This window comes from Pseudoalteromonas piratica, from assembly GCF_000788395.1.
In the GTDB taxonomy this organism is placed as follows: Bacteria; Pseudomonadota; Gammaproteobacteria; order Enterobacterales; family Alteromonadaceae; genus Pseudoalteromonas; species Pseudoalteromonas piratica.
In genome coordinates, this window is sequence record NZ_CP009889.1 from 296,997 (window position 1) to 314,290 (window position 17,294).

Annotated in this window: 17 protein-coding genes; 12 read left to right on the forward strand and 5 right to left on the reverse strand. The window is 40.6% G+C overall.

The window, feature by feature from the left end:
• Positions 1 to 5: 5 nt before the first annotated feature.
• From OM33_RS16100 to OM33_RS16130, 7 genes are all read left to right on the forward strand, one after another.
• Positions 6 to 1,799: a sugar transferase gene (locus tag OM33_RS16100; RefSeq protein WP_040135058.1), complete on the forward strand. Its 1,794-nt coding sequence runs from the start codon at positions 6 to 8 to the stop codon at positions 1,797 to 1,799.
• A gap of 148 nt (positions 1,800 to 1,947) precedes the next feature.
• Positions 1,948 to 2,274: an STAS domain-containing protein gene (locus tag OM33_RS16105; protein WP_040135060.1), complete on the forward strand. Its 327-nt coding sequence runs from the start codon at positions 1,948 to 1,950 to the stop codon at positions 2,272 to 2,274.
• A gap of 18 nt (positions 2,275 to 2,292) precedes the next feature.
• The gene (locus OM33_RS16110) at positions 2,293 to 3,135 is read left to right on the forward strand and encodes an OmpA family protein (RefSeq protein ID WP_052141096.1); all 843 of its coding nucleotides are present in this window, start codon (positions 2,293 to 2,295) and stop codon (positions 3,133 to 3,135) included.
• Positions 3,136 to 3,140: 5 nt separating this feature from the next.
• On the forward strand, positions 3,141 to 5,228 hold the full coding sequence (locus OM33_RS16115; protein WP_040135062.1) for an SLBB domain-containing protein: 2,088 nt from the start codon (positions 3,141 to 3,143) through the stop codon (positions 5,226 to 5,228).
• The gene (locus OM33_RS16120) at positions 5,225 to 5,935 is read left to right on the forward strand and encodes a P-loop NTPase family protein (RefSeq protein ID WP_040135064.1); all 711 of its coding nucleotides are present in this window, start codon (positions 5,225 to 5,227) and stop codon (positions 5,933 to 5,935) included. Before OM33_RS16115 ends, OM33_RS16120 begins: the two co-directional genes overlap by 4 nt.
• A 2-nt stretch (positions 5,936 to 5,937) precedes the next feature.
• Positions 5,938 to 7,404, forward strand: a complete 1,467-nt coding sequence (locus OM33_RS16125; protein WP_040135066.1) for a SpoIIE family protein phosphatase — start codon at positions 5,938 to 5,940, stop codon at positions 7,402 to 7,404.
• 38 nt (positions 7,405 to 7,442) lie between these two features.
• Positions 7,443 to 8,864, forward strand: coding sequence for a sigma-54-dependent transcriptional regulator (locus tag OM33_RS16130; RefSeq protein ID WP_040135068.1), 1,422 nt, complete (start codon positions 7,443 to 7,445; stop codon positions 8,862 to 8,864).
• Here OM33_RS16130 and OM33_RS16135 read toward each other — a convergent pair.
• On the reverse strand, positions 8,861 to 9,865 hold the full coding sequence (locus tag OM33_RS16135) for a glycosyltransferase family 4 protein (protein ID WP_040135070.1): 1,005 nt from the start codon (positions 9,863 to 9,865) through the stop codon (positions 8,861 to 8,863). The genes OM33_RS16130 and OM33_RS16135 overlap by 4 nt on opposite strands.
• Positions 9,866 to 9,891: 26 nt before the next feature.
• Between OM33_RS16135 and OM33_RS16140 the strand changes: the two genes are divergently transcribed.
• A complete protein-coding gene (locus OM33_RS16140) occupies positions 9,892 to 10,209 on the forward strand; it encodes an Hpt domain-containing protein (RefSeq protein ID WP_052141097.1) in 318 nt (105 codons plus the stop codon).
• Here the strand turns inward: OM33_RS16140 and OM33_RS16145 are convergent.
• Positions 10,206 to 11,096 (reverse strand): gluconeogenesis factor YvcK family protein, encoded by an 891-nt coding sequence (locus OM33_RS16145; RefSeq protein ID WP_040135072.1) that lies wholly within the window; start codon positions 11,094 to 11,096, stop codon positions 10,206 to 10,208. The two genes, OM33_RS16140 and OM33_RS16145, sit on opposite strands and share 4 nt — an antisense overlap.
• Before the next feature lie 168 nt (positions 11,097 to 11,264).
• Between OM33_RS16145 and OM33_RS16150 the strand changes: the two genes are divergently transcribed.
• Complete coding sequence (locus OM33_RS16150; protein WP_052141098.1) at positions 11,265 to 13,274, forward strand: ATP-binding protein; 2,010 nt, start codon at positions 11,265 to 11,267, stop codon at positions 13,272 to 13,274.
• Positions 13,275 to 13,339: 65 nt separating this feature from the next.
• Here the strand turns inward: OM33_RS16150 and OM33_RS16155 are convergent, their stop codons facing one another.
• Positions 13,340 to 13,552 (reverse strand): hypothetical protein, encoded by a 213-nt coding sequence (locus OM33_RS16155; protein WP_040135073.1) that lies wholly within the window; start codon positions 13,550 to 13,552, stop codon positions 13,340 to 13,342.
• Positions 13,553 to 13,862: 310 nt separating this feature from the next.
• Between OM33_RS16155 and OM33_RS16160 the strand changes: the two genes are divergently transcribed.
• The 3 genes from OM33_RS16160 (at position 13,863) to OM33_RS16170 (ending at position 15,183) form a co-directional block, all read left to right on the forward strand.
• Entirely contained in the window at positions 13,863 to 14,357 is a 495-nt protein-coding gene (locus OM33_RS16160; protein ID WP_081991172.1) for a nuclear transport factor 2 family protein, read from the forward strand.
• Between the two features lie 98 nt (positions 14,358 to 14,455).
• On the forward strand, positions 14,456 to 14,860 hold the full coding sequence (locus OM33_RS16165; RefSeq protein ID WP_040135075.1) for a hypothetical protein: 405 nt from the start codon (positions 14,456 to 14,458) through the stop codon (positions 14,858 to 14,860).
• A gap of 71 nt (positions 14,861 to 14,931) precedes the next feature.
• Positions 14,932 to 15,183: a PspC domain-containing protein gene (locus OM33_RS16170; RefSeq protein WP_040135078.1), complete on the forward strand. Its 252-nt coding sequence runs from the start codon at positions 14,932 to 14,934 to the stop codon at positions 15,181 to 15,183.
• A gap of 20 nt (positions 15,184 to 15,203) precedes the next feature.
• Here the strand turns inward: OM33_RS16170 and OM33_RS22120 are convergent, their stop codons facing one another.
• Together OM33_RS22120 and OM33_RS16180 are read right to left on the reverse strand one after the other, a co-directional pair.
• Positions 15,204 to 16,712 (reverse strand): ATP-binding protein, encoded by a 1,509-nt coding sequence (locus OM33_RS22120; protein ID WP_052141100.1) that lies wholly within the window; start codon positions 16,710 to 16,712, stop codon positions 15,204 to 15,206.
• The gene (locus OM33_RS16180) at positions 16,702 to 17,250 is read right to left on the reverse strand and encodes a heme NO-binding domain-containing protein (protein ID WP_040135080.1); all 549 of its coding nucleotides are present in this window, start codon (positions 17,248 to 17,250) and stop codon (positions 16,702 to 16,704) included. The genes OM33_RS22120 and OM33_RS16180 overlap by 11 nt, the downstream gene beginning before the upstream one ends.
• Between the last annotated feature and the right edge of the window lie 44 nt (positions 17,251 to 17,294).

Below are 17,294 nucleotides of genomic sequence, written 5' to 3' on the forward strand. Positions count from 1 at the left end.
ACATTATGCTTTGGTTTATTACTATTTCAATTATTACTGTGTTTGCTTATCACCACTTCATCTACCCTTTTTTGCTTCAGCTTGTGGCAAAAAAACAACCGGAAAAAGTGGCTTCTCAACGTAAGCTAAGCCACCGGGAAACACCGTCAATTGGGGTGTTTATCGCAGCGTACAATGAAGCCGATTTTATTGAAGAAAAAATGCATAATTTAGCCTCGCAATTGTACCCGAATGACAAAATGGGCATTCACATTGTTGGTGATGGCTGTACTGATAACACCGCAAGTATTGTTAAAAAAGTGAGTGCACACTTGCATGAGCAGTTCATCTATTGCACGTTTGATGAACTTGACGTCAATGCAGGAAAAGTAAATGCGCTTAACCACTTAATTAATCACTATCGCGACGAGTACGACATTATCGTTTTCACCGATGTCAGTGCTCTGCTGAGTGTTGATTGCTTGGAGCAAGTAGCCATGTCGATGCAACACCCAGAAGTAATCGCTGTATCAGGTAATTATCAGCCGAACCCTGATGCGCACCAGAGTTTAGATAAATATTGGCAGTATCAAAATGCAATTCGTTATTTAGAAGGGCAGCTTGGTGCGGTGAACGGTTTTGCTGGTGCTATGTTTGCAATGCGTGCTGAAGCTGTAAAGCCACTTGCATCTGAGACTATTAATGACGATTTCGTACAAATCGTTTCTGCACTTGGTAAATCGAAATGCGCAAGTTTTAATGACGCAATCTCAATTATTGAGTGTGAACCTGATGATCAACAGCAAGACTTTAAACGCAGAGTGCGTATTGGTGCTGGCAATTGGCAACAATTGAGCGCCATATTCAGTGCCTTAAAAGGCTTTAGCAAAGCGCAGTGGTTTAGTTTTGTTTCCAATAAAGTATTGCGCGGTGTTATGCCTATATTGTTGCTTGTTTGTGCGTGTGCATTGATTTTACTTGCTTCATCAGGTGATTTTGTTGCTCAAGGTTTGTTAGCAGGTGCATTTATGGTTCACCTTGTGGGTATTACAAAAGCGATGTTCAAGTGGCGCGTAAATTTGGGATTGATCGATTCAATAAACTACCTTGTGGCCAGTTATGTTGCGGCATTAATTGGTATTTTAACCTTATCTCGTTTTAACAGACCTTGGCGTCGAGTTTCAAAAACCAAGTCTCGTTTTTCAATGATTGCAGTATGTAAGCGCACGCTTGATATTTTAGGCTCTGTGGTTGGTTTAGTGCTATTTAGCCCAATCATGCTGTTAGCTGCTATCGCGATTAAACTCGATTCAAAAGGTGCCGTGATATACAAACAGCTGCGTGTTGGTCGCATCACTGAAAATAAATCAGAACTTATCTATGTGTATAAATTACGTACTATGTGTATGGACGCTGAAAAAGCAACGGGCGCAGTATGGGCGCAAGGCAACGATCCACGTATTACGCGTGTAGGTCGTTTTCTAAGAAAAACACGTATCGATGAGTTACCACAGTTTTGGAACGTATTGCTTGGTGATATGGCATTAATTGGTCCTCGCCCAGAACGTCCAAGCTTCTATAGTAAGTTAGAAAACGAAATTCCTTTTTTCATTCAGCGTACCTATGGCATTAAGCCGGGTATCTCGGGCCTTGCTCAAGTAATGAATGGTTATGATGAGAGCGTTGAAGATGTGCGCAACAAAATTGCATGGGATTACTCTTATGCGTTATCGATGACTCGTTTTTCTACCTGGCTAACAACGGAATTAGACATTGTATTTAAAACAATCAAAGTCGTTATCCTTGGCAAAGGGCAGTAGCATTGCAAAATGCAACAAGCGTTATAAAGTTTGTTGCATTTTGCTAATCATAAATATTTCACTCTTCTAAGTTATTGAATTTTAATGTAACTAAATTTGGCATTGAAATTGGTTGTTTATAGTCATAGTCGCTAATGAGGATTTGATTATGAACAACCTTCTACCAATTAAAGAGCAAAACAACACATTGATTGTTGAGCTACCACATGATTTTTCTGGTTTAAATGTAGATAAGTACCGCGATCATTTTGAATGTTTTGCAGCAACGCAACATGATTCAGTCGTACTTGATTTTGGCAATACAGAATTCATTGATTCGTCAGGCATTGGTGCCATGGTGTTCTTGTTTAAACGCATAGAGCAACGCGGTGTTTCAATGACCCTGCTCGATGTGGCTGGCCAACCTGAAAAGCTAATGAAGCTGCTTCGTGTTGACGCCACAATCCCCTTTGTTAATTCGTCACCTGTTGCTTAACGAGAAGGAAGTGCCGCTATGGATAAGTTATTGCCCCTTGCATGTGTTGTTGGTCTGTGTACCGGCTGCTCAACTTGGCCTGAAGAAGGCCGTGGTGGTTGGGCTGAGATTTATCATCCTGATGCACCTAGTACCACAAATGGGTTTGAAAATGCTGCGCCATTTCAAGTGATGAACGAGTTTGAACATTTATCTCTTAAACTTGATTGGCTTAAAAGTCGCGGCATTAAGCACTGTATGCCGGGTCAACTTTATCAAGCGGAGTTAATGCTAACGCGCATTAATAGAACACTGTCAGCGCAAATGTATGCTGAAGCGCAACTAGACTTGCGCACCTTTTATCATCAATTACATCAGTTAGAAAATCATTTTGAACGGGTAATTAGCACAACACATTGCGGCACGGATACCCAGACGGACGATAGCAAGCTGATTGGTAAACTTGAAACCTTACTTAACAGTGATAATCAGTTTGCATTTGATAGCTTCGAGCTAACACCAAAATACCGTGTAAACCTAGCGCAAAGTGCAGAGCTATTAAAAATGTCACCTGGTACGCAGGTGTTACTTGTTGGTCACACAGATATAAACGGTGACAAAATCAGTAACTTTGAACTTGCTTATAAGCGTGCTGAGAGTGTGAAGAGTTGGTTAACTTTATACGGTGTCAACCCAGAGCAAGTGAATACTTTGGCACAAGGGGCACAAGTACCTTTCTCAAACGAACCTGAAAGCGTGCAAAAGCAACACTCTGATCGCCGTGTTAACGCATATATTTTATCTAGCTCATCTGCAGCCAGTGAACTGACTAAAGTGAAACCACTTACCGAGTGGACGCGCGCTTTAGAAGATAAGGAGTAAATAGTATGAAACAGCTAATTTACCTTACATTATTTCTATTTTTCAACATTGCTACTGCGAACGACAATGATGATGAAGCCATCATTGAAGTAGGGAATAAGGTTTTCTTTAATGTGCCAGGTGAAGTTGATTTTGAGAAAGCATTCGAAGTAGATGACAAAGGCTTTGTTGATTTACCTGAGATTGGCAAACTAAAGCTTGCAGGCAAAACGCCGAAACGTGCAGAAGCGGAAGTTAAAATGAAATTGGCCGGTGTGTACAAAGCATTGGGTAAATTTTACTTAGAAGTTCGCTCTAGAGACTTATTAGTAACGGTGCTTGGTTATGTTAATAATCCATCTCAAGTAAGCGTGCCTGCTAATGGCAATATTCAAATGGTGATTGCAAAGGCTGAAGGGATAAAGCCAGGTGCGCAGCTCAATAAATTGCAAATCCGTCGTGGTGATACAACAACAACATTTGACTACAAAGCTTACCTTGATAGTGGTGATACAAACTTGCTACCGCCACTACGTTCGGGTGACACCGTATTTGTACCTGTGTCTCCTTTGCTTGGTAATGTACAAATCGATTTTGATGCACAAACTTTAGCAAGTGCAGGTGATGCGGACGGGCAGGGACAAGCGGTTACGTTATTTGGTGAATTACATAGCCCGGGCAGTTTTTCATATAAGCCAGATATGACGATTATTGATGCCCTAATGCGCGCTGAAGGGGTAACGCGTTACGCAGATGTGACTAAAATTCGCGTTATTCAAAATAACCAACCCACCATCTTTGATTTAAAGCAGTATCTTGATTCAGGTGACACAGGTTTATTGCCTAAGATTAACGCAGGTACCACCATTTTTGTACCAATTATGGTTGATGATGTGAACACCACGGCTCGAACTGTTTACATCATGGGTGAGGTACAAAAACCAGGTGCTTATGAGGCGAGTAATGGCTTTGGATTCCTTGATATTCTTGCAAATGCGGGTGGTCCTACACGTTTTGCGGAAACACGCCAAATCAAAATTTTAACCCCTGAGGGCAATAACATTCTATTTGACTTATTGGCCTACAGTGAAGGGTATAGCACGGTAGGTATTCCTACCATTGCTGCGGGTGATGTTATTTTTGTGCCTGAAAAAACGGATATTAACGAAAAAAGCTGGCTTAAAGTAGCACCCACTCGTGCGGTGAAAATTATGGGGGCGATTCATCACCCAGGTCGTTATGAGTGGAGCGATGAAATGGACTTTACAGATCTATTTGCTCACGCTGGAGGCCCAACAAAAGGTGCGAACGTCAATGACATTAAGATCATTCGTCAAGGTCAGTTGCTTCAACGCTTTAGTTTAGATGAATACGCAAACAGTGAAGATAACAACTACTCTCTACCTAACATCATCGCTGGTGATACCATTATTGTTGAGGAGTTACCGCATGATCCGAAAGACAATAAATCACAATGGGTACGTCAAGATGCAAAAAGCTCTATTTATGTACTCGGTCAAGTGGGAGCACCTGGACGTTATGCGTTTGATAAATCACTTCACTTTTTAGACATTATTTCTGCTGCGGATGGTCCAACGGATGATGCTGACTTGCGTAATATTCGCATTACACACCGTAATGGCACTCAATCGCGCGTTAGCAAGCTAAACTTGGCATTGTATTTTGAAACAGGTGATGAAACCTTGTTCCCCCGTGTATTACCTGGCGATACTATTTTTGTTCCAGAAAAAAGCAAAGACTGGTTACGTCAGCCAAAAGATCAAGTAGTTCGTATTATGGGAGCGATAAAGCAACCTGGTCGCTACAGCTTTGATGACTCGATGACGTTACTCGATGTATTAGCAGAAGCTGGTGGTCCAACATCGGAAGCCTTGATCAGCAAGATTGTTGTAATCAATCACGGCTGTTGTAAGGAGCAGTCGCGTCGCTTTGATTTAGAAAAATTTATTAAACAGCCTAATTCAGCCAATATTCCACTATTACGTGCCGGTGATACTGTTTACATTCCGGATCAAGGCCAAGACTTTACGCAACGTGCAAAGAGTTCGCTGCTTGATATTTTAACTGTTGTAGCATTGGCGGTGAGTTTATGAAAATTATTCCAAAAAACTATCAAGAACTTGAAGTGATCTTTGAGGCAATAAACAGCGAAAACTCACGGTGTATAGCATTTGCCTCACCAAATGGTTACTCGGGAGCTACGTCACTAGCCATTAGCGTTGCTAAACGGTTAAGTGGTCGGAATGAACGGGTGTTAGTGATTGATTTAAATACGTGTAATCCAATCACTAGCGATGAGTTAACGAGTATACCAAATGCATTAGCAACTTGGTCTTTTGGAGATATTAGTTGTCAGCTTAATGCTCAAATGGTAGAGGATTTCTACTTTTTGAGTATTACTCAGCTAAAAGATTTGGCGTTAGTGCGAGAAAAGGATGTCTTTGGCATGGCAATTTTAATGTTAAAACAAGAGTTTGATTATATTTTGTTTGATATGTCGCCAATTTGTAAGCGTAATCATGCTAATTTTCCTCTGCATTTACTGTTTTCAGTTACTGATTTATTACTACTTGATATTGCCATCGGCAAGACGACGCAAGAAACACTGGATACGGTTGTCAGTGAATTAAAGCAAGCACATTGTAAACGCTACGAAATTGTCGTGAGTCAAATGTATATGCCGCCTCTTGGGGAGAGAATAATCGACAGTATTAACCAACGATTTGCTAAATTACCTAAACTAAAACATCGTTTAATTAAATTGGTAAATAAACAACAGTGGTTGTTTCATGGAGTGTGACTATGAATGTTTTGTTTTACCGTCGTTTTAATCTGATTTGGTCAACCTTACATTCGGTCAGAGAAATTTTATTGACCTTGCTTGCTCGACTCGATGTCGAAAGTGATGAAATTGATAATACTGGGCTAGTTGTTACTGAATATCTGACAAACTTAATCCGCCACAGTGAGGGAGAAGATGAAGCGGTTACATTGGTTATTGGGCGCACTTTAAATAACATCACTATCGAATTAGTGGATCCGACAAGTTATTTCCACCCGACCTTATCACAACAAAATAACACTGATTTAAGTGATGGCGAGTTGCGAGAGGGCGGTATGGGATTGGCCTTGATTGCCCATTACTTTCCGGATTTTAAATACTTTTCAAACGCAGGTAAAAATCATTTTAGCTTTACCTTGGCACTCAAAAAAATTAAAAACCGTATTGTGATCATTGATGATGACAAGGCCAGTTTGCAACTTATTAATGCATATTTAACAAGCGATTACGAATGTCATGCGTTTGATGATGAACATCAGGCGTACCAATACCTTATAGGTCATAATGTTGATTTACTCGTGATTGATATGAATTTAAACGTCATGCTAGCGGATGAGTTTTTATCCAATATCAAACAACTCGAGCACCTTAATAGCATTGGTATTATCGTGATTTCCGGTGATGGTAGCCGTGAAACAATGTTGAAAGCGCATTTGTGTGGTGTTGATGACTATTTAGTCAAACCCGTCAGTAAACAGCAACTTGAATTAGTGTGCGAACGCGTTAAAAGTCGCTGCGATACACGAACATTGCAGCGTAAAGTAAGTGCACAGGAAACACAAATTGCCACTTATGCTTGTGATGAATTGTTGCTTTCAGCATATGGGAATATTGCCTCAGGCGGCGGTGGAGATGTGATTTTGCATCATGCTATGGAAAAAAACACCTTTGTCTTTTTTGCCGATGTAATGGGACATGGCGAGAAGGCGCAACGTGTCGCGCTAGAACTGAGAGGGTTTGTGAAAGGCTTACTGACTTCGCCTTACAATGATTTTACTGCTTTTGTGAACACATTGGCTCGCACCTTAGTGAAACAGGCATTTATGCAACAAACGTTAGTAACCTTTATTGCCTTAGAAATTACTCAGCGCGAAATTAGCTTTATTAATGCAGGCCACCCAATTCCTCTTTGCATGTCCAGCCAACAAGATGCGATTCAAGTTGGTTCAGTACAGCCTTTATTGGGGTTATCATCAAACTATCAATACCACAAAGAACACATCATACTAGATGAGGGAGATAGTTTAGTGATGGCGACCGATGGTTTATTTGAAAATCATGAAAATTGCAATGCATTAACCGAGTTGATAAAAGTAATTAATGCATCCAAAACAACATTAAACTGTGATTCGAGCGCACTTTGGTCTAAATGTTTGCCAAGATTGTCAAAAGAGATTGACGATTCCTCTCTCCTGGTACTTAATTAGGTTAAGGAAAATTATTAAATGTGATCAGGAGGTTGCCTATGCCGAATAAGATCTTAATTGTTGAAGATACCGAGTCACTCGCTCTTTTATATCAGTCTTACCTTATCCCTACAGGCATGCAAACAGAAATTGCCTATACAGGGCAAGAAGCGCTTGATTACCTAGCAAACAACAAACCTGATCTGATCATGCTCGATGTGATGTTACCCGACATGAGCGGGATGGACATCCTTGCACAATTACCAGCCAATGATCGCCCGCGGGTTGTAGTTTTAACAGCACATGCCAGTAAAGAATTAGCTGTTGATGCGATTCGCTATGGTGCCGCAGACTTTATTGAAAAACCTGTAGATGCTGAACGCTTTCGTATTACCGTCAACAATGCATTAAAGCTTAATTCACTCAGTGAAACGGTTGAGAAATATCAATCGCGCTATGAGAATGGTCGCTTTTGTGAGTTGATTGGCAGTTCAGCCCCGATGCAATCGGTCTATCAAATTATTAGTAATGCTGCGAATAGTAAGGCGACCGTATTTATTACCGGTGAGAGCGGAACAGGTAAAGAGCTGTGTGCCCGTGCCATTCATCAATGCAGTGAGCGAAATAAAAAACCGTTTATCGCGATTAATTGTGCTGCCATTCCAAAAGACCTGATTGAAAGTGAAATTTTTGGTCATGTTAAAGGGGCGTTTACAGGGGCTACTAATAACCGCGAAGGTGCTGCGGGTATGGCAAATGGCGGTACCTTGTTTCTAGATGAATTATGCGAAATGGATTTGAACTTACAAAGTAAGTTACTGCGCTTTATTCAAACTGGGTGTTTTCAAAAAGTAGGCAGTGAACAACAGCAACAAGTTGACGTTCGGTTTGTTTGTGCAACGAATCGCGATCCTTGGTTAGAAGTTCAAGCGGGGCGCTTTAGAGAAGATTTATATTACCGTTTGTATGTTATCCCTGTGCAGTTACCGCCGCTTCGTCAGCGTGGTCAAGATGTAATTCAAATTGCTGAGGCGCTATTCTCTCGCATTGCAAGTGAAGAAGGACAAAAATTTGAAGGGCTAAGTGATGATGCTAAGCACCACTTAATGGCATACAGCTGGCCAGGTAATGTGCGTCAATTAGAGAATATGATTCGCAATACGGTGGTGCTTAACAATACCGCATGGATTGAAAAACGCATGTTTCCACCGTTTCCGCAAACTAATACGGCACATGAAGGAACAGTGGCCGCTCAAGTAAGTGCGCCGGCAACACTTTCGACCCCAAGCATAGAAACCACCAATCTATTACGTAGCAGTGATATTGAACCACTATGGATAGTTGAAAAACGTTATATTGAAAAGGCCATTGCTGCCTGTAATGACAATGTGCCAAAAGCCGCAGCGTTATTAGATATCAGCCCGTCGACCATTTATCGCAAAATGAAAACATGGGAGCAAATGGCTGAGCAAGCATATTAACTAAAATACAGCTTACTCAGTTGTGCATATTGTGTTTTACCAGAATAAAATCGGTGTAGCTGGCTGGTGGCATTTTTCACTAAATAATTCCGCTCTTGTTGGCTCATAAAAAGGACGGTTTTTATTTTAGTGACTAATGCTTGGTGTGTTTGATTGTCAGTGATAAGCCCGGTTTGATTGTTACTGATTACTTTTTCAATCGCACCCACTGCATTGGCGATACACAACACTTTATTATCCATTGCTTCAAGTAATACCATGGGTAATCCTTCTTCCCGAGAGCAAATAACCAAGATATCAATATTTTTCCATAGGGTTGAATCTGTTTGGTGGCCATGAAAAATGGTATTTGCTGACGCTGACTTTTTGAGTTCAGAGGCCATCGGGCCATCGCCATAAACATGAAACGCGAGTCTATCTTGATGCTGAAATTGAGTTGCTAGTTTAATAAACCTGTCTGGCGCTTTTTCATAAGATAAACGCCCCACAAAAGCGACATTAAGTTGTTTTTCCGGTGGTTTTTTTAGTGGATTATTGGGCACAATAAAGTTTGCAATAAATTGGCTGTTTTTTACTCTTTCGCTGAGTTGCTCAGCAACAACTAAATTTCTTGATAGCCTGCTTGTAATCTGATCAAGCCAATTGTACACACGCACCCTGCCAGCGCCTTTTTCGCCAGCATGGTATGTGGAAACACAGGTATGGCCTGTAACTTTGCAGGTCAGTCTGCCAATAATGCCCGCTTTGTAGCCATGGGTATGTACTACACAATCTGCATTTTTTTTGAGATAGTGGAAAAGATCCTGTGCTCTGCCGCTTAAACATTGATAAGCACATTGATTTTCTGTCAGTAAATCATAGAGCTGCTGATTACGGTGATCTTGATAGAAAAGCACAGAAACAGGGACATTTTGCGATTTCATTAGTTTCACTAACTCAACAATGTGTGATTCAATGCCACCAAATAGGCTAGAATCTAAAAACAGTACAAGATTTCGCATAATTTATCTCCTCGACAAGGAACGCTATGTTTAATCAAACAACCTTAGAACAACTGGAAGCTGATGTTGGCAAAGAGGTGCTTGCCCAACTCTTTGACGTTTTTAAAAAAGAAGCAACCAAGCTTACAGAGCAACTGATGGCGTGTACCACGCTTGACGAAGAATGCATCCGTCTTAGTCATAGCCTTAAAAGTTGCGCCCGATCGTATGGTGCTGATCAATTGGCGGCGCTTGCCCAAACGTTAGAGTCACTAGCCAAAGAAAATGATTCCAGCTTTTTTAACGAACGCGCGTTATTAGTTGAAATCCACCAAGCTACCATGGCCGCTTTACCAAAACGCTAATGCACCTTGGCGCTCATGGTGGTTGTTTGCTCACTGGTATTAGGTAACCATTGCTCAATAATATGTTTTAGTTGCGATTTATTATGTGTATCGGTTGATTGCTCTTTTTCGATGGCACGTAAGTCCATTGCCTCAAATGCATCGGGTGTCAGGCATACATCAAAAAACTTGTAGCCTAGAATATCCATCGCTTTTGCAAGTTGCTCGTTTGATGCGAGCTGATCAACAACACTGTGTTCAGGGGCTAAATTTTCGATAAAAATACGACAACCCGCTGTGCGACATAATGCATCACGAATGTCGTTAAGTAATAAGGGTGGCATTACACTGGTGAGTAAGCTTCCTGGACCAAGCAAAATTAAATCAGCCTTGTAGATCGCTTCAACTGCTTGCTGATTCGCAATCACTTGTTTAGATAGACTCAGGTCTGCTGGGAAAGTCGAAAGTGCATCCACATTACATTCTCCAAAAATGGTGTCACCTGACGCAGTGGTAGCAATTAAATCTACCGGCGTAGTTGTCATCGGTAAGACAGCGTGTTTAACCCCTAACATGGCACAAAATACGTTGACCGCGTCATTGGCGTTTTGAGTTAGCTGACACAAAGCACTTAATAAAATGTTACCAAAACTATGGCCTTTAAGATCGTTGTTTGATTCAAAGCGCTGTTCGCTCAAAACAGACAGCACATTATCTTGATTTGCCAATGCACTCACGCAACGTCTGATATCGCCGAGTGCGATTTGGCTTTGATCTTGACGTAAGCGGCCAGTACTGCCACCGTTATCAGTGGTAGTGACAATCGCCGTGAGTGAACAGGGCATAGTTTTTAATGCACTTAATACTTGAGAAAGGCCGTGCCCTCCACCGATACAGACTATATTCATAACTTGCCCTCAGCTGGTTTGATACAGTTAATGATTCAATTACTGTACCAAGATAAAAGTGGCTAAAAGGGGGGGGATCACGGATTTAATTTGCATTTTGCAATGCACCTTGCAGGTAGTTTCGCTAAACTTAATTAAAACTTCGTTAAATGTTATTAAAGAGGTGTCATGGAAAGACTAAATGCTTCAGCCATGTTGCAGCTAGTAGAAGATCTGATTAGTAGTAAAAATGCATCAGAACTGCTGGTTAAATTGCAAATAGGGTTAAAGCCTATTGCGATATTTTCGGATATGCTCATTTTAACCCAAGATCAGCAGCAGCTTTGTGCGCTTGCAACGACATATGAGCCTTTATCTGGAGTGTGTCTACTGCAACATGACGCGCTGACCAAACGAGTATTTGATAGCAATGTTTTGGTTGTTAATACACACCAATTACCCCAGGAATGGCAATTACCACAATCGGCTGAGAAAGTGGCACTCGTTGCTAATAACTTTGCTGAGCGTAGAGGCATATACATTTTATTTTTAGCTGATAAGGCAATTGATTCAGCACTGCTTAAAAATAATTTAATCACGTCAATTAGTGTGTTTCGTCAGGCATTTATTCAACTTGATCAACAGCATCAGGCATCACAAATGTTGCTGGATCGCACTTACGCATTAACGCAAAGTCAGCAACGCTTTCAAGCGTATGCCGAGCTCGCTTCCGATTGGTTTTGGGAGACAGATGAAAGCATGTGCTTTACCTATTTCTCTTTTACTGAGCAAAGCAGGCCGAGTAATTTCGCCCACTTTTTACATAAAAGCCCGCTTAACATCCGCAGTGATAATGAAAGCGTACAGTTTAAAAAGTGGGAACACTTTTTACACCTTGTAAGACAGCATCATGATATCTTGGACTTCGAATTCGAAGCAATTGATAACCAAGGTCATACAGTCTGGATTTCAATTAGTGGAAAAGCCAAATATAACGCAGATAGAAGCTTTGCTGGTTACTTAGGTATTGCGAAAGACATTAGTTTTGCTAAACAACGCGAAGCAGACCTTAAATTAGCAAAAGAAAAAGCAGAAAGTGCAAACACCGCAAAATCACATTTTCTCGCTGTGATGTCACATGAAATACGCACGCCAATGAATGCTATTTTAGGTATTTTAGAACTATTAGAAGATACCAAGCCAAACGAGAAACAGCGTGAGCTAATCGATTTTATGCGCGGTAGCGCGCAACTTTTACAAGGTGTGATCAGCGATACTTTAGATTTTGCAAAAATAGAATCGGGCACATTAGCGCTAGAAAACAGCACTATTAACTTACACAAATTGATCAAAAATTTAGTTCAGCAGTTTGAAACTCAGGCGCTCAAAAAAGGCATACATTTTAATGCTATTTTAGGAAATGGTGTACCCGAGCAAATCAACACAGATGGCGTCCGTTTATCCCAAGTTTTGCTTAATTTACTGGGTAATGCGTTTAAATTCACCTTAGAAGGCGAGGTAAATCTCACGGTAAACCGCAGTGATACCGAGTTATTAATCTCGGTAAAAGATACGGGTATCGGCATAGAGCAGGCGCAAATCGACACCTTGTTTGAACCCTTTTCACAACTTCATGATAAACAAATTGGTCGACAGCAAGGTGTTGGCCTTGGCCTGAGTATTACAAAACGTTTGTTGGAGTTAATGAAAGGGAAGATAGAATGCCACAGTGAAATTGGTGTGGGAACTGAGTTTTCTGTGTGTATTCCACTGGAAATTGAAGTAACAACATCAGATAAAGCTGGCGTAGGGGCAAGTACACCAAATACATCAAGTTACCGGATCTTAGTTGCAGAAGATAACCCTGCAAATCAATTTATTATTAAAGCTATTCTAGAAAAGCGGAATCATATTGTTGAGTTAGCTGATAATGGCGAAAAAGCCGTTCAAGCAGTAAAAGAATCGCATTTTGATTTAGTGCTGATGGATATGGTGATGCCGGTGATGGATGGCGTCAATGCCGCGCGTACCATTCGCAACGAACTTGGGGAAATGGCCCCACCGATTATTGCGTTAACGGCAAATGCAGGTCTTGGTGATAAAACTAAATGTTTAAATGCAGGTATGTTGGATGTGCTAACTAAACCACTTAATAGTGCGTTGTTAGACGAAAAAATAAAAGAATTATTTACCACTTAAATATCAATCAACTCTGTTGGTTTTCGTGTGAGCGCAAACTAACAGAGTTGACTGTGAATAACCCATTAGTTGTATCCTAGGATGCAGTCATAATCTTCACGAATACTCGGTTCTGCATACTCATCTTTGATTTGCTGCAGCATACGCTCTTGTTGTTTGAAACTAAAAATTACTTTACGACGGTAATCGATAGAACGATTAAATAGTTCTAAATCAATAAATGGTCTCATTGCTTGAAGCTTTTGATCGATTGAAAATTGTTGTTTGGCATTGTTCATAACACTTCTCCGGTATGTTCTTAAATCTCACTTTTACTAAAGCAAATTATAAACCAGCTGTAATCCTATGAATTATTGAGAAATTTATTTTATAGTGTGACACTTTCTGAAAAATGCATCGCATTATGCAAAAACATTTAGGCAAATTGAGTGTGTTACTTATAATGTGACATGTGCTAGTAGGGAAACATTTGAAAAGCGAGCAGCGCACTGTTAGTGTAGTAAAAGTACATAAAATCAACTGGCTAGAAGTCATACTTCTAAAAGTCACTAAATTATTTGCGTATGCTCTGTAATCTAAGGAATAGATATGAATAGACCTCTCATTTCGTTTATAAGTCTCACTTTTGCGCTTTTCACCACGATCACTTCAACTTTTCTACATGCTTCAGAAAGCACAGCCAGCAACCAGGAGAAAGCGAATTTAGAGAAGTCGCTTTACTGTATGGAGATCCTTGAAAATCGTCCAGATATGGCATCAAAAGAGCGGCTTTCTATACTGCGAAATGAATGCTTTTCAGAGCATTACATTCAACATTCACCTCATATTGAAGATGGACGAGACGCAGTTTTAGCTGTGTTTGCTAAGCGATATAAAAAATACCCAAACTTATCAATGTCAGTTAAGCGTACGGCCGCTGAAGGCGATTTAGTGTGGATGCACTTGCATGTTAAACGTACACCTGACTCTTTGGGCGCAGCTGTAATTCATATTTTCCGTATGGAAGATGGAAAATGGGCGGAACACTGGGGAGTTGGTCAACGGGTACCAAAAGAGTCAAAAAATAAAAATACCATGTTTTAAGCAAAGGTTGCTAAAGCGAAACCGAGAGTTGAAAAACTTATTACCCACTTAAAACATGTTTTCGTTGGTAAAGCATGGGTTATTCAAGGAAGAGAATCATGAGTTATAAATTATTGAGTATGTTAGCGTCGGGCGTCGCCTCGGTGTTGGCGATTTTGCTTATTACTTACCCAAATATCTTATTTTTACTGTTTAGCATAGAACCAGAAAATGGTGCATTTTTTATCGGTCGCCGAGCTGCCATGCTATTTTTAGGAATTGCGATATTAACTTGGGCTACCCGCCATATTGCACATTCAGAGGCTCGCCAAGCGATCTGTTTAAGTATGTGTACTTCAATGTTGGGATTGGCGCTGCTAGGCACTTTTGAGTATCTTCGAGGCGTTGCAGGAATCGGCATTTTACTGGCGGTTTTGACTGAAGTTATTTTTGCAATATTGTATTTTAGAATTTGGTTTCATCACAAAGCTGACTTTTTACCCATTAGCATAAAAAATACCTAAGCAAGGGAGGGCGTCCGCTTGCGTCTTCTCTTAAAGAATGAAAACTAATGAATCTCATGAAAGGAACTGGAATGAATAGCGAACTACAAGGAAAAGTATTAACACGTGGCGAATCAGGTTTAATTGCTGGCGTATGCAGCGGCTTGGCTGATTATTATACGTTAAGAAAAAATGGGTTACGCCTTGCGTTTATCTTCACCAGTCTTTTGTTGGTATTTCCAATCATAATCTATATTGTGCTTTGGATGATTTTACCTAAATACCCGTCAACACAAGCCATGGCGAGGCAGCTAAGACGAGAAGCATTGGCAAAAAAATTATAAGTTGTCTAACTTAGCGTTGATTAGATTGACTCATAAAATGCAATTTTAAATTCAGTGCCCACACCCACTTTGCTGTTCACTTTCACTTTAGCATTGTGCTGTTGCAAAATACTGTAAGAGATAGCCAACCCTAAGCCTGTGCCCTCTCCCGGTGCTTTGGTAGTGAAAAATGGTGTGAAGATATCGGCCAAATGAGAAGGGTCTATTCCGTGCCCTTCATCTTTCACTTTTACAATCACTTTATTGCGATCTTTTTCACTGCTTATCGTGAGGGTGCCACCATCGGGCATCGCGTGTTTCGCATTAACAAATAAATTAATAAACACTTGCTGTAATTTACCCGCGTTACCCAGAATACTTGCATCAGGTATAAGGTTTTTCACAACTTGGTGATGGTATTTAAATTCGTTACTGACAACATTTAACGATTTGTCGATTACTTCATTGAGATCAATGCTATCGAGCTCATCATTGTCCATGCGAGAAAACGTACTTAAATCAGAAACAATGTCTTTTACTCTGACTAACCCCTGTACCGAAGAGGTGAGAATTTCTTCGCTGTCTTGCAATAAAAAATCGCCATCGAGTGTTTGCCATTCATTATGCATCGCATTTACTTTTTCTTGATCGTTTAGCTGATCGTTTTTTAAGGGCGATAAGATACTTGAAAAATCGGTAAAATAATCTCGCATTGTATCAAGGTTGCTCAATACAAAACCGACGGGGTTGTTGATTTCATGTGCAACACCTGCAGCTAATTGACCAAGTGATGCGAGTTTTTCTTGTTGTAAGAGTTGCTGTTGCGTTTGCTCTAACATGCTATTGGTGGTTTCAAGCTCTTTTAACCGATCTTGCAACGATTCTTCGGCGCGTTTGCGCTCAATAGCAACCGAAAGCATGCTCCGAGATGACTCTAAGGTTTGCAGCTTTACAATATTGATATCATCTTGTGATTCGTACAATAAAATGGCAATGCCAATGCTTTTACCAGAAGTAAGTTCAAGATTGTATAAAGGGACAATAACAGAGTAGCTAAAGTATGGATTTGAAGATTTACTGATTTCGGCAAGTTCGAAAATTTGAGACTCATTTTCAGTAGAGACTTGCTGATACAATTTACTGCGAATTAGTTGACTTAATACCACCTTATAGCGTTCTGGCAGCTTTTCAGATTGCTGTTTAGAAGCTTGGCAGTAGTATTGAAATTGGTGAAACGAGAGATCAGCATGAAGTTCGACAAATATATTATGGGCATTACTCATAAAGGTATTTGTACGTTCTAAATAATTAGCAACTATTTTTTGTAAACTAGGCTGACGCCATGTCTCTGCCAGTAAGCCGGTTAAAAATTCCAGCTGGCCTTGCTGAGTTGCAACTTCTTGCTGTGTTTGATGAACCGATTCTTCCTGCTGATACAACTCGCGCGAGTAGTCCTCGAGTTGTTTTTCCGCTTCCTTTCGTGCAAGACGCTCGCGCTGTAAAATACGTTCAAGCGCCGCGACTTTCTCCAAGGCTTCTTTATTGTCCATTAAACGTTACTTCTATTTCGCAGCAATCGGCCCCTTGATGCATGCAGCATTTTTGCGAGAGCGAAACTGTTTCCTTAAAATGTTCAGCTGCCCCCAGAATAAGCCCCTCTGACAAAAAGCACAACTTTCTTGGTGAGCGATAAATCATAACTAATTGTTCATCAATATGGTCGTCATAGTTGAACTCAGGCAGTTGAGCATCTTTATAGAGCTTTTTTACTTCCACATGGATCAGCTCGTCAACCATCATCAAAAACGCCCGCAGTGACGGGGCATCTTGTGCTTCTTGTGGCGCTTGCGGCATTAATAATGGAAATAAAAAAACACCAAATGCGCGAACAAGGTCAGGTATAGGCACTGCTAATTTTTCTGATAAATAGCCAACAATCGCAAACAGCTCACTGTCGTCATATTGCTTGGTTGATGTGTAAATGCCATGAGAGGGTAACGTGGTATTAGTGAGTGCGTCATCCCATACTTGGTAGCCATGCCCTTGCTCAACAAACTCTTGCAAAGCGTTGAAGATCGCTCCTTTCATAATATCTCCGTTTTTCACAAAATCAGGTTGATCTATTTAAAAAA

Bases quoted from the DNA above. Each gene is read 5' to 3' on its own strand.
- OM33_RS16130 (WP_040135068.1), top strand. From the start codon at position 7,443: ATGCCGAATAAGATCTTAATTGTTGAAGATACCGAGTCACTCGCTCTT.
- OM33_RS16115 (WP_040135062.1), top strand. From the start codon at position 3,141: ATGAAACAGCTAATTTACCTTACATTATTTCTATTTTTCAACATTGCT.
- OM33_RS16170 (WP_040135078.1), top strand. From the start codon at position 14,932: ATGAATAGCGAACTACAAGGAAAAGTATTAACACGTGGCGAATCAGGT.
- OM33_RS16110 (WP_052141096.1), top strand. From the start codon at position 2,293: ATGGATAAGTTATTGCCCCTTGCATGTGTTGTTGGTCTGTGTACCGGC.
- OM33_RS16160 (WP_081991172.1), top strand. From the start codon at position 13,863: ATGAATAGACCTCTCATTTCGTTTATAAGTCTCACTTTTGCGCTTTTC.
- OM33_RS16100 (WP_040135058.1), top strand. From the start codon at position 6: ATGCTTTGGTTTATTACTATTTCAATTATTACTGTGTTTGCTTATCAC.
- OM33_RS16125 (WP_040135066.1), top strand. From the start codon at position 5,938: ATGAATGTTTTGTTTTACCGTCGTTTTAATCTGATTTGGTCAACCTTA.
- OM33_RS16145 (WP_040135072.1), bottom strand. From the start codon at position 11,096: ATGAATATAGTCTGTATCGGTGGAGGGCACGGCCTTTCTCAAGTATTA.
- OM33_RS16105 (WP_040135060.1), top strand. From the start codon at position 1,948: ATGAACAACCTTCTACCAATTAAAGAGCAAAACAACACATTGATTGTT.
- OM33_RS16150 (WP_052141098.1), top strand. From the start codon at position 11,265: ATGGAAAGACTAAATGCTTCAGCCATGTTGCAGCTAGTAGAAGATCTG.
- OM33_RS16165 (WP_040135075.1), top strand. From the start codon at position 14,456: ATGAGTTATAAATTATTGAGTATGTTAGCGTCGGGCGTCGCCTCGGTG.
- OM33_RS16120 (WP_040135064.1), top strand. From the start codon at position 5,225: ATGAAAATTATTCCAAAAAACTATCAAGAACTTGAAGTGATCTTTGAG.
- OM33_RS16155 (WP_040135073.1), bottom strand. From the start codon at position 13,552: ATGAACAATGCCAAACAACAATTTTCAATCGATCAAAAGCTTCAAGCA.
- OM33_RS16140 (WP_052141097.1), top strand. From the start codon at position 9,892: ATGTTTAATCAAACAACCTTAGAACAACTGGAAGCTGATGTTGGCAAA.
- OM33_RS16180 (WP_040135080.1), bottom strand. From the start codon at position 17,250: ATGAAAGGAGCGATCTTCAACGCTTTGCAAGAGTTTGTTGAGCAAGGG.
- OM33_RS22120 (WP_052141100.1), bottom strand. From the start codon at position 16,712: ATGGACAATAAAGAAGCCTTGGAGAAAGTCGCGGCGCTTGAACGTATT.
- OM33_RS16135 (WP_040135070.1), bottom strand. From the start codon at position 9,865: ATGCGAAATCTTGTACTGTTTTTAGATTCTAGCCTATTTGGTGGCATT.